This window comes from Butyrivibrio proteoclasticus (genome assembly GCF_900115735.1).
GTDB lineage: Bacteria > Bacillota > Clostridia > Lachnospirales > Lachnospiraceae > Butyrivibrio > Butyrivibrio proteoclasticus_B.
Map to the genome: position 1 here is coordinate 37,632 of NZ_FOXO01000013.1, position 11,652 is coordinate 49,283.

Sequence of the window (11,652 nt, forward strand, 5' to 3'; positions counted from 1 at the left end):
CGATAGGCTTATCAATTTATAACATTACTTTAATGAATCAACTGCTGCTCTCTCTATAGCCAGACCTGCGTTGTAATCTTTCATAAAATCATCAAAGCCTGCAACATCCTCTTTATTGGGGTCACAGGTCTCAACTTTTCCACTTGCAAATACCTTATCAGCAAGATATTTTTCAAGAGTCTCACCATCGTTTTTCTGCATCATGAATCCTGCAAGGATTGCCTGTCCCCAAGGACCGCCCTCTCCTGCTGTTTCCATAAGCTTGATAGGAGTATTGAGCGCTGCCGCCATTACTCTGTCACCAACACCTCTTACCTTGAAGAATCCGCCCTGTCCAAAGAAGAAGTCTGCCTTAACATTTTCTTCTTTCATAAGAATGTCATTTCCTGCTTTAAGAGCACCAAGTGCAGTATAAAGATGTGTTCTCATAAAGTTAGAAAGGTTGAACTTGTCATCAGGTCTTCTCACAAACAGAGGTCTTCCCTCGTTAAAGCCTGTAATACTCTCGCCTGAGAAGTAGTTGTAAGCCAGAAGTCCACCACAATCAGCGTCACCTTCCATAGCCTTACGGTAAAGAGTTCCATATAAAGTATCATCATCAAGGTCTTTTCCGATTGCTCCTGCAAATTCTCTGAACAAAGATACCCACGCGTTGAGATCTGATGTGCAGTTGTTGCAGTGAACCATGGCAACCTGCTCTCCTGATGGTGTAGTAACAAGGTCAAGCTCAGGATATGCCTTTGAAAGGTCATGCTCCAAAACAACCATTGAGAATACCGAAGTTCCGGCAGAAATATTACCTGTTCTAACTCCAACTGAGTTGGTTGCTACCATTCCTGTTCCGGCATCTCCCTCAGGAGGACAAACCGGGATACCAGCCTTTAAATCTCCTGATGGATCCAGCTTTTTTGCGCCTTCTTCTGAAAGAACGCCAGCTCTTTCACCTGCAGGAAGTGACTTTGGAAGGATGTCAGAAAGTTTCCAGTCAAAAGAATATGATGCAACCAGTTCATCGAACTGCTCAACCATCTTTTTATTGTAATCGCATGTCTTTGAATCAATAGGGAACATTCCGGAAGCATCACCAACTCCAAGAACTTTTTCTCCTGTGAGCTGCCAGTGAATATATCCGGCAAGAGTTGTAAAGAAATCCACTTTAGATACATGCTCTTCCTTATTGAGAATAGCCTGATAAAGATGTGCAATGCTCCATCTCTGTGGAATATGATATCCGAAAACCTCTGTAAGTTTATCAGAAGCTTCCTCTGTTATAGTATTTCTCCATGTTCTGAATGGTACAAGAAGGTTTCCCTCTTTATCAAATGCCATATAGCCGTGCATCATGGCAGAAAAGCCCATAGCTCCTACTTCCACCAGCTTAACACCGTATTTCTTTTCAACATCATCTTTAAGACCCTTATAGCAATCCTGAAGACCGCCCCAGATATCATCAAGTGTATATGTCCAGATTCCGTTGTCCAGCCTGTTCTCCCAGCCATGTGAGCCGGATGCTATTGGATTATAGTCTTCATCTGTTAAAACAGCTTTGATTCTTGTAGAACCGAACTCGATTCCAAGAAAAGTCTTCCCCTCTTCAATAAGCTTTTTTACGTCACCCATACCTCTTCTCCTTTAAACCAATTCTTTTACTTTTATAGCTAATATTTTAGTTTTAAGTAAACACAAGATAATTATATACGGATTCGCTCTTTTGTGTACACTTATTTTGGATCTCCCCTAAAGGTATTTCGAATCAGCAAAACAGGATTCGCCCGCTTCATTCTAAAGCCACCCTTGGAGATATATAGGGGCTTTCCGCCTTTTTTCCAAATCGGTCTCCCCTCTCCGTTGGGATTTCCGGTTCTTACAAATGCTGCCACGTAATCCATAATCAGTTCTGACGCAGCCTTATCCTTCTCGCCATAAGGCCGAAAGCTCTTATCAAGAGTTCCAAAGAAATACCTCAGATCCGAAGAATGAAAGGCACCGTTATCATCTCCCGGCGCATCAATATCAAAGAAATAGCGATATCCTCTATTGCTCTTTATAAATTTCCAAGCCATGTGGTAAAGGACCACATTGAACATATCGTTGGATGTGGTACCTGCCATATAGTCAATGCGCAAAGGATGCTTCACAAGCTGCGCCGTATCTTTTTCCAGAAGATAACCATCCACAACCGGTTGTGTGTTTACAAGATTGTCATTTCGCTCAGTTTTGATAACTTCAACAGCTGCCATCACTTCTTTTTCATCCAAGTGCCGGAAATCTTCTAAAGTCTTTACCCCGGCTATTTTCATTACTTCTTTCCAGTATTCTCTGGTTTCAGTAGCAGGCTTTGGCCTAGCTTTCTTAGGAAAAAGACCTCCACCAGAGAGCATGATAGCACGCTTAAAGAGACCTTCTGCCTTTTGAGAAAGACAGAGGTATTGCAGAGAAATTGCTCCAGCGCTTTGTCCCATAGCCGTAATATTTTCAGCATCACCGCCAAATGAAGCTATATGTCTTTTAACCCATTTAATGGCAACTAAAATATCGTCAAGTCCAAAGTTTCCGTCGCGGCCATTCTTTTCCTGTATTTCCTCATGAGTCAGATATCCAAAGGCTCCCACCCTGTAGTTAATGCACACAAGTATGATTCCACGCTTCGCATAACCGGCGCCGTCAAGATAGCCCTCGGAATTAGCCATGGAATTAAAGCCTCCGCCATGGATAAATACAAGAACCGGTGCGTTTTGAGCATCTTTTGGCGCATAGATGTTGAGGTTCAGGCAATCCTCACTATAGGTAAAACTTAGTCCCTCTCTGAATTCCCGATGATAAAAAAGTCGCTCCGGCACATCAAGATGGGGAAAGTAGGTCCGGTACTGAGTACAGGCATCGCCGAAGTGCGTGGCATCATATGTCCCCTCCCATTTTTCTACGGGAACAGCATAGGAAAAACGCTCTGCCTTTGCATAGCGAATCCCAAGAAAGGCCAGGTCGTCTTCTCTCTCAAGGCCTCTGATCCTGCCAAGGCCAGTTTCTTTTTCAATAAACTTAATATCACTCATAAATTCTCAACTCCAAAGTATGCTTCCTTTTTTGCCTGAAGTTCTGTCACTTTCTCCTTTGAAAGCGGATACCAGACGATCAGGAATAGCGCCATTAGGGCAAACATTACAGCAGGGATCAGGGTTGCCAGTACATACATTAAAGACAGCTGTGCCCCGGTAAATTTGAATTCCAGCGTACTTGCAGTGTCATAATATCCCATTGCCAAAAGAGCTGCATTTACCGCAATGGCTGAGATTACCTGCCCCAATTTACGGAAGAAATTAAGGAACGCATAAGCTGTTCCGTTATCCTTACTTCCGGTTGTAACTTCGATCTCGTCTATGGCATCCCCCGCCATAGCCCACAGCTGCAAGACAAATAGGTTTAAACCAAATCCGGAGACAAAGCACAAAAACATGAAAGGCATAAGTGCCGCTGCCGGATCCAGGAATTTCAGGAAAAACATTAAAAAGTTCGCTGCTGCCGCAATGATCATACCTACGGAAGTAATCTCTTTTTTGCCATACTTTCTGGCAAGCTTTGGAGTAAATGCCATCAGTATTGCCATTGGAATATAGGTAAGGATAGTCGGAAGTGAGACAAAAATACCGCCCTTTCCAAAATAGTAGCGGATAAGATACACATAGTAGCTTTGAGTAAACATCTGCCCTGCCAAAAGAAGCATTGCTACTACTGAAATAGATAACATGGACTTGTTTCCAAAGATAAGCTTTAAAGCTTTGCCTGCTGCGCCCTTTTCATGGTGCTTTGGCTCCGCCTTCACTCGCTCTTTTGTACCAAGGAATGCAAATAGAAGCGCTATCATAGATAAAAGAGCCATGACGATAACGCCGGTTAAAAGAACATCATATTTTACAATGGACTGACCTGTTGTTTTATCAGTGCTAAAGCAAAGCATTGAAAGCACCATGACAGGCATAGAACCAATAGCCGCACCAACAGCACGAAATACTGACAGTTTGGACCTTTCTTTGTCATCCAAAGTGATAACACTTGCAAGAGAGCCGTAAGGAATCTGCAGCATGGTATAGATCATTCCCCATGCAACATAGGTCACTGTCGCATAAATATAGGCAGGCAAATTGTCTCCCGGCGTACCAAAACCCGGGAATTTACAAAATAACAGAATAGATGCTATAGCAAGCGGTATTGCCACGCGAAGAAACCACACACGATATCGACCATGCTTTGAGACCTTCGCTGTATCACAGATGCGCCCCATAATTGGGTCATTCACCGCGTCCCAGACTCTTGTCAGTACAAACATGATCATGATAAAGAACGGACTTAAGATAAGTACATCCGTATAGTAGGTCTGCAGGATGGAAGTCACCAAACCAAACACCAGGCATCCGCCCGCATCCCCCAATGCATAGCAGACATATTCTGCGGTCCTAAGGCCACTGGCCCTTTGGATCACACTTTTTTCTTCATTTTTCCCCATAGAAATTACCCTCCTGTTCTTGAATAGAAAAAAAGATACTGCTGCATAACCCCATTAAAAGGAGCATAGCTTTCAAAAGAAAAGCCTTTTTGATAATGTGCATCAAGTACTTTTTTTATCCAAACATCAATAGGAAACGCATCAAGCCTGTGATAGCCAAAAAGAATCTCACAATTTGCAACCTTAACCCCAACACCAAATAATTTCAGAAGATTCTCCATCAGCTCTTCATCAGATAGCTTCTCCCATGCCTTTAAGTCTACTGCGCCGCTTGCCACATCAAGTGCCGCCTGATGAACATACTTATCTCTATATCCAAGGCTACAGGATGATAGCTGCTCCATTGATAAAGCTGCTATTTTTTCAGGAGTGGGAAAAGAATATATTTTCCCAAACTCTTCTCCCTCATCAATTACATTCCCCACAAGAGCGCAGAGTTTTTCAATTGAGGCCTTGATAGCAGGAATATTTTTTCTCTGGGATATGATAAAAGAAATAATCATTTCCCACGGATCCTGCCGCAAAATCCTTATTCCTTTGCCGTATTCCGAAGCATTATAAAGATATTCATCTTTGGTTTTATCAATTCTTGCACGAATATCACTATAGCTGATGTCCATATCAAAATAGTTTTTCCAAAAGGAGTCATATTCTTTTTGGTCACAGCTAAATTCGTATCTGTTTTCGTCAATTTTTTTAACCAGCACATGTTTGTCTAATGCTGCAACGCTGTAGTGCTCCTGCGACTCTTCTCCGCACCTGTTAAACCTGAAGCACTGACCGCTGTCAGCTATTTTCCCAAGATCAAAATCATCTTTAATTTCTATTATCACTTTTTGCTCCTGTTTTTCTCATTTCTTTTCCATGTTATCCACATAGCCTCTGTCCCAAAGCATGATGTTGAGCTTTGTAGCCAGCTCCACAGCAGGCTGTGTGAAATACTGATTGGTCATGACAACGCCAACCATCCTGCCATAGTAGTCGCGCCCCGCGTATATCTCCTGGATAGCCTTGACTCCAATTGGCTTATCGTAACATTTACACTGAAAAGCATATGTCACGCCATCCTTTTCAGCAAGGATATCAGCGCCAAAGTCGCCGCTCCCCTTGGTCACTTCAACTTCGAGAAAGCCATTGTCTTTTAACAGATCCGCGCAATAATACTCGAAGTCATGCCCCTCCATTTCATCCATAGGAAGCGGGCGCATTTTATGCCTTTTAATTAGATAAAGTATAAGGACAGCAAGTAAAACCACCGCTGCCCCTATAACTGCATAAATTATATTATCTCTAAACATTAAAGTTTCATATCTCCGTCTTTTACCCAGCCAAGTTTTTTAACACCTGCATTTATTATAAGTGAAAAAACAGCCGGAAGCACTATGGAAATCATTAAAAGTCCAAACCAGTCAAATCCTGTGATAGCAGTCTTGGCACCATTCGCCACATCACTGACCCATCCTGTATAAACTCCGATAGGTCCTACCATTCCGCAGGTTCCCATTCCTGATGAAACCGGAGCTCCATTCATCTGCAATCTGAAAAGACATGTAGCAATAGGGCCTGTTATGGCTGATGCAAGTGTTGGAGCAATCCAGATTCTTGGATTTTTAATGATGTTTCCCATCTGAAGCATTGATGTTCCGATTCCCTGTGAGATAAGTCCGCCCCACTTATTTTCTTTAAAAGAAATAACTGCAAAGCCGATCATCTGGGCACAGCATCCTGCTACAGCTGCTCCACCTGCAAGCCCTGTAAGACCAAAGGCCGCGCAGATTGCTGCTGAAGAAATAGGAAGTGTAAGAGCCACACCAACAAGCACGGAAACCAAAATTCCCATGAGAAATGGCTGTAGCTCAGTTGCCCACATTATAAGGTTTCCAATCCACATAGCTGCCCTGCCAATGGGCGGTGCAATGAGCCATGAGAAAAATACTCCAACGCCTATAGTAACAAGAGGTGTGACAAGAATATCAATCTTTGTCTCCTTGGAAACTGCTTTACCAAATTCTGCTGCAAGTATTGCAACGAACAATACAGCCAAAGGGCCACCTGCTCCGCCAAGAGCATTAGCCGCAAATCCAACCGTGATCATTGAAAAAAGAACCAGTGGCGGGCACTTAAGAGCATATCCTATAGCTGCTGCCATTGCAGGTCCGCTCATCGCTGTAGCAAGACCACCAACTGTATATTCTGTACCGGCAATCGTTGCCACTGTTTTCATCAAAAAAGGAACATGGAACTGAGTACCAATTGTGTTGATGATAGTTCCAATAAGAAGCGAACAGAATAGTCCCTGAGCCATTGCTCCAAGTGCATCGATTCCATATCGCTTTAAAGAAATCTCAATGTCTTTCCGCTTCAAAAACTCTTTAAACTTTTCCATACCATTCTCCCTGTTATAGTTTTGTCTTATAGCATCCCCACGATTATACTATAACACTTTAGAGAATTGAACTAAAAAAGTGACAACAGACAGTATTTTCCGCAAATGCAAGTATATTTTTACTTTTGTGTCTTTATTTTCAGACCGCGCAAATACTCTTTTGCTTCATCCGTAATCCTATAGCTCTCAATTGCCTTCTGAATTGTCTTGTTATGGGTCCATACATCAAGCCTGTGATCTTGGATATACAAAATTGCTGACTCATACTGCTTGGCAAGAGCTGTAGCAAAATACCAGGCTATCATCATGTTGATGTAGTACTCATCTGATCTGATCTTTGACACTTCTTTAAGGTATTTTTCATCAAAGTCCTCGTCCAGAAAATGCTGCATCAGCATGCCAATAGCAAACCTGATTGTGTAGGTTTTATCTGACTTAAGCCACTTTGGTATTTCTTTTAGCAAATCCTCTTTATGCTTCTTGAAAACCTTTGGTGACATCTGGTCGCACGTAGCCCAGTTATCCACAAATGGAAGGAACTCATTTAGCTCTTTTACACATTTATCATAGTCTTTAATCTCTGATATGATAAAAGCCTGAAGTTGATTCTCATCGAAATACTTGTGTGGAAGGTCACTTAGGAATTCATCAATTCCCTCAGTTTTCGCCAGCTCTTTGGCATATTTTCTAAGTTCAGGTGTCCTTACTCCAATGAACATATCCTTTTCCGCAGTTGGTATGAGTCCGCTCTGGAAATCCCTATACTTTATATCCTGCAATTCAAAAAGCCTTGTTCTTATTTCTTCAATCATCATAATATCTCTTTCTCCACAATTATCCATAATGTTTTGCTCCTTGGTTTTCCCTTGAAGAGCCTTCCTCAATCTCATTTATCCGTGTAAAATACTCTGTTGCATTTTCATGATGAATATATGCTCCATTTTTTATCTGCACACGGAGGCTTGCAGGATTATCTTTATTAACAGACATATATACTTCATGAATGCACATCTGTCTTGCCTTCGTAAGGGTAAGCTCAAGTCCTTTCGTTGCATATCCCTTTCCACGATATTTTTTCGAAATACAATATCCAATATGACCAGGCCCTTCTCTCAAAAAATCATTCAAACAATGTCTTAAATTAAAAACACCGACATAAACACCTTCATCAACAAGCACATAAGTAGTATCAGGAACAAATCCTTCAGGAAGATTTTTCCCCATTGACCAATTTCTCTTTTTTTCAATCCACTCTAGAAACTGTTCATAGCTATAGCCGTATACATTATTCATATACCCGTTTTCATTCTCAGGAAAAGACATATAAAGCTCATATGTTTTTCGATAATCAGAATCCTGTACTCTTACTAGTTCCATAACAAATCCTCCATTTTCATTTTATATAAAGGAAGCCTCATCAAACCACTATTGTCTGATGAGGCTTCACTATATCTTATATACAGAAATAATATTAGTAAAAATATTGTTTTTCCTCATCATTCATAACACCAAAAGTCCCCTGATTAGTATTCACGGGATTAGTATTTGGTGTATTAGAATTATTGAGAAATGTATACTTCATATCTTTTCTGCTTTCTTCAATTTTTTTATGAGTATAATCATGTAACGCCGTCATGTCAACTCAAAATCCTCGCATCATAGAATAATCAGCAAGATTTTCATTTTTTACAACAACATGTTTTGTTCTCATTAAGCTATTTCTTCATCATTTCAATTGCTTCTTCCAAAGAAATGCGATCGGCAAATATCGACGTCGTTACGCTTGAGCAACACCTTACCACCAGCTTCAGCATCATAATCTACGGGGAATTTAGTCTCAGGGGCTCAAAAAAGATGTTTATCTTATAATTCCACCATGGAAATAGCATTCGTATACTTTTACATTATTGCAATAGATTTCTTCATATCCCTGAAACCAGGAAAAATCTCCGGTAACACTGCATTTATATGTATATTCACCTGACTGATAGTATTCCGGTCCTCGGTATGGCATTTTTTGATCCGCCTTGCGAAGTGCTTCTTTCAGGAAATCACCACTGAATTGCTGATTTAACACCCTTCCAAGATAATTCATTGCATACTGAATCTTGCCATCGACCCAGATTGCTTCTTCACCGGCAAACTTTTCACTGCCAACATACGTGTCATGATATATATATGGTCCACTGCTATATGAAAAGTCGTGAGAATCTATCCTTGTAGAGTCTGTTTCATTCATATAGGCAGCATAAGTATTTACATTAGCTTCAAGCCTGAATTCGATCAGCTTACTGAGATCATTATCCTCAGTATTCTCGTAACTAACCATACACTCCTGATCTCGGACCAGATAATCTACAGTAACATTAAAAAGATTGCTTATCTGGATAAGATTACTAATATCAGGATAAACCTGGCCTGATTCCCATTTTGCAACCGCCTGTCTTGATACAGCAAGCTTTTCTGCAAGGTCTTCCTGTGTCATCCCCTTACTCTTACGGATTAATTGTAGTTTCTCTGAAAAAATCATACTCATCACCTCCAAGACCAATATACAATTTCTCATTGCTGAGATACATTAGCCATTGATTGCTCTTTTGCTACTTTTGTTATACATCATATCAAAGATCCGGCGTTTTCATCATTCTTTCTCAGAATCGCCACACGGCAGTTGTTTTATACCATCCATACTTACCATGGACAGAGTCTGCATCTGCTTTATAGCAAGCTCTCTGAGCAGCACTATCCTTTCTGACATTGTTTTGCCTTGTCCGATCAGGATTGCGTTATAGCTCTCCATATTTGCCAGCACAAGAATCTGATTAAGGTTGGCATCATCTCTGATGTTTCCTTTCTTACCCGGATTAGCATCTCTCCACTGTTTTGCAGTCATACCAAACAATACCACATTAAGCATATCCGCCTCATTTGCATATTTGAAATAGATCTGATCCTGTGTAAGTTCTGGCGGTATCAAGTGATCCCTTATTGCATCGGTATGAATACGATAATTAAGTTTGGCTATCTCGCGGTTCAGGTTCCAGTTAAGAGACAGGCGGCTGTTCTCATCCTTCTTTAGGCGCTGATAATCCTTAACAATCAGCAACTTGAATGAAGCTGAAATCCATGATGCAAACTCAAGCGCGATATCCGAATGAGCATACGTTCCACCATATCTTCCTGCTTTTGAGACGATTCCAATTGCGTTTACCCCCTCAATCCACTTGGACGGTGACATTGTAAATGCATGTAATCCAGCCTCACCTCTAACCCCCTCGAATTCGAGGGGGTTAAAATCATGATTATGCAAACTTTCCCATAACCCAAGAAATTCTATAGTTTCCCTATTTCTCATAGTTCATAAGAAAGCTTCCTTTCAGTTTACACACCAGTCTGTTGTGCCTTACTCATAATATCTTTAAGAACATCGACACTCTCTATTTTGTTTATGCCAAAGCACTTCTTTCCCGCATCTTTTAAAGAAGACCCTATGTGATATCCATGGACACCATCGATAATAAGAAAACGATCATGAAATGCTGTGGTCCTTTTTACTGTTAATGTTGGATACTGCGCATTAAAACTATTAATGTCTTGTGCAGATATCCTTGCGCTAGGGAGAGTATATGCGAAGACATGAATCCCTACATTTTTCTTTGCCAGAATATTTAGTGTAATTACATCAATATACCCATCAATCAAAACAATTTCTCTTTTAGCTTGCCCTACAATATCTGTGAGTAGACTGAAGGCATCATATATTTGACCATCAAAGAAAATCTTTTGATTGTCTTCTTTATGATCTGCTATGTAATCGAATATTTTATTAAACTTTTCTTCTGACTCTTTTTGATATTCCAACTGTTTTAATTCAATGCTATTTATCCTTTCGAACATTCTCTCATTATTCATAATAAAATGTCGCATTTCCCGAAATGCCCGCATGATAAATATGCTTTGTTTCTCTGCTATTTCACCATTTAATACAGTCGCCAACATATATATTCCTTGCTCTGTAAAAACATGTGGAAGCGATCTGCTTTTTGGATTTATATTTGCGGTCGAAAATTTCGACCGCAAATCTTTCACTTCTTCTTTAGTCATATGAAACATAAAATCTTCAGGAAATCGATTTATATTATTTTTTACCTGTTCGTTAAGTCTCTTTACCTCGTAGCCATATAATATTGCCAAATCACTATCAAGCATTACCTGCTTTCCTCGAATAGTGTATATTATCTTCGAAAGATCAATCATCTGATTAGGCAAACCGACCGTATCTGTAATAGTAACTATTTCATCCATAAAAACCTCTCGTATTCTTCCTATTGTAGTTCATATCTATAGTCACAATTTATGACTTTAAACCTTTACAGCTCTTCCAAACTCTCTATCTTCTTCAGTGCATCCATATAAGCCATAAGACGCTTCTGCTGTTCTTCCTTGAGATTATGATAATCTTCAATCATCTGAACATCGCCTGGAGTGAATTTACTTTCTGGACTTGCTGCAGCAATTTCCTCTTCATCCTCAATTCCTTTACCAGTAAGAAGTTGCTCCGGGGTAATTTGCAAAACATTACAGATGTCCATTATCTTTTCTACCGTAGGATTGGTCTTTCTCTTTTTCCATTCGCTTATGGTACTGGTTGAAATACCTACCTGCTTTGCAAACTCCGCCTGAGTCATATTACGTTCTTTCAAAACCTTTATAATTCTTTCACTGATAATCATGAGTGATACCTCGCTTTTTATTCACTTATATA

12 protein-coding genes are annotated in these 11,652 nt (G+C 40.4%); all 12 read right to left on the reverse strand.

Going from position 1 to position 11,652, the window contains the following annotated elements; translation table 11 throughout:
• Positions 1-24: 24 nt before the first annotated feature.
• Entirely contained in the window at positions 25-1,620 is a 1,596-nt protein-coding gene (locus BM146_RS09505) for a xylulokinase (protein ID WP_074887868.1), read from the reverse strand.
• Positions 1,621-1,721: 101 nt separating this feature from the next.
• On the reverse strand, positions 1,722-3,053 hold the full coding sequence (locus BM146_RS09510) for a carboxylesterase family protein (protein ID WP_074887871.1): 1,332 nt from the start codon (positions 3,051-3,053) through the stop codon (positions 1,722-1,724).
• On the reverse strand, positions 3,050-4,501 hold the full coding sequence (locus BM146_RS09515; protein WP_074887874.1) for an MFS transporter: 1,452 nt from the start codon (positions 4,499-4,501) through the stop codon (positions 3,050-3,052). The genes BM146_RS09510 and BM146_RS09515 overlap by 4 nt, the downstream gene beginning before the upstream one ends.
• Positions 4,502-4,506: 5 nt before the next feature.
• Entirely contained in the window at positions 4,507-5,334 is an 828-nt protein-coding gene (locus BM146_RS09520; protein WP_074887877.1) for a DNA-3-methyladenine glycosylase family protein, read from the reverse strand.
• Between the two features lie 18 nt (positions 5,335-5,352).
• Positions 5,353-5,799, reverse strand: coding sequence for a restriction endonuclease (locus BM146_RS09525; RefSeq protein WP_022772341.1), 447 nt, complete (start codon positions 5,797-5,799; stop codon positions 5,353-5,355).
• Positions 5,799-6,887, reverse strand: a complete 1,089-nt coding sequence (locus tag BM146_RS09530; RefSeq protein ID WP_074887879.1) for a PTS sugar transporter subunit IIC — start codon at positions 6,885-6,887, stop codon at positions 5,799-5,801. The genes BM146_RS09525 and BM146_RS09530 overlap by 1 nt, the downstream gene beginning before the upstream one ends.
• Before the next feature lie 119 nt (positions 6,888-7,006).
• On the reverse strand, positions 7,007-7,702 hold the full coding sequence (locus BM146_RS09535; RefSeq protein WP_074888047.1) for a DNA alkylation repair protein: 696 nt from the start codon (positions 7,700-7,702) through the stop codon (positions 7,007-7,009).
• Positions 7,703-7,721: 19 nt separating this feature from the next.
• The gene (locus BM146_RS09540; protein WP_074887882.1) at positions 7,722-8,264 is read right to left on the reverse strand and encodes a GNAT family N-acetyltransferase; all 543 of its coding nucleotides are present in this window, start codon (positions 8,262-8,264) and stop codon (positions 7,722-7,724) included.
• Between the two features lie 481 nt (positions 8,265-8,745).
• Positions 8,746-9,417, reverse strand: a complete 672-nt coding sequence (locus tag BM146_RS09545; protein ID WP_074887885.1) for a DUF5680 domain-containing protein — start codon at positions 9,415-9,417, stop codon at positions 8,746-8,748.
• Positions 9,418-9,528: 111 nt separating this feature from the next.
• Entirely contained in the window at positions 9,529-10,242 is a 714-nt protein-coding gene (locus BM146_RS09550; protein ID WP_074887888.1) for a KilA-N domain-containing protein, read from the reverse strand.
• 26 nt (positions 10,243-10,268) lie between these two features.
• Positions 10,269-11,192: an ORF6N domain-containing protein gene (locus tag BM146_RS09555; protein ID WP_074887891.1), complete on the reverse strand. Its 924-nt coding sequence runs from the start codon at positions 11,190-11,192 to the stop codon at positions 10,269-10,271.
• Positions 11,193-11,257: 65 nt separating this feature from the next.
• On the reverse strand, positions 11,258-11,620 hold the full coding sequence (locus BM146_RS09560; RefSeq protein ID WP_074887894.1) for a helix-turn-helix domain-containing protein: 363 nt from the start codon (positions 11,618-11,620) through the stop codon (positions 11,258-11,260).
• Between the last annotated feature and the right edge of the window lie 32 nt (positions 11,621-11,652).

Bases quoted from the DNA above. Each gene is read 5' to 3' on its own strand.
- BM146_RS09555 (WP_074887891.1), bottom strand. From the start codon at position 11,192: ATGGATGAAATAGTTACTATTACAGATACGGTCGGTTTGCCTAATCAG.
- BM146_RS09530 (WP_074887879.1), bottom strand. From the start codon at position 6,887: ATGGAAAAGTTTAAAGAGTTTTTGAAGCGGAAAGACATTGAGATTTCT.
- BM146_RS09540 (WP_074887882.1), bottom strand. From the start codon at position 8,264: ATGGAACTAGTAAGAGTACAGGATTCTGATTATCGAAAAACATATGAG.
- BM146_RS09515 (WP_074887874.1), bottom strand. From the start codon at position 4,501: ATGGGGAAAAATGAAGAAAAAAGTGTGATCCAAAGGGCCAGTGGCCTT.
- BM146_RS09505 (WP_074887868.1), bottom strand. From the start codon at position 1,620: ATGGGTGACGTAAAAAAGCTTATTGAAGAGGGGAAGACTTTTCTTGGA.
- BM146_RS09545 (WP_074887885.1), bottom strand. From the start codon at position 9,417: ATGATTTTTTCAGAGAAACTACAATTAATCCGTAAGAGTAAGGGGATG.
- BM146_RS09550 (WP_074887888.1), bottom strand. From the start codon at position 10,242: ATGAGAAATAGGGAAACTATAGAATTTCTTGGGTTATGGGAAAGTTTG.
- BM146_RS09560 (WP_074887894.1), bottom strand. From the start codon at position 11,620: ATGATTATCAGTGAAAGAATTATAAAGGTTTTGAAAGAACGTAATATG.
- BM146_RS09510 (WP_074887871.1), bottom strand. From the start codon at position 3,053: ATGAGTGATATTAAGTTTATTGAAAAAGAAACTGGCCTTGGCAGGATC.
- BM146_RS09525 (WP_022772341.1), bottom strand. From the start codon at position 5,799: ATGTTTAGAGATAATATAATTTATGCAGTTATAGGGGCAGCGGTGGTT.
- BM146_RS09535 (WP_074888047.1), bottom strand. From the start codon at position 7,702: ATGATGATTGAAGAAATAAGAACAAGGCTTTTTGAATTGCAGGATATA.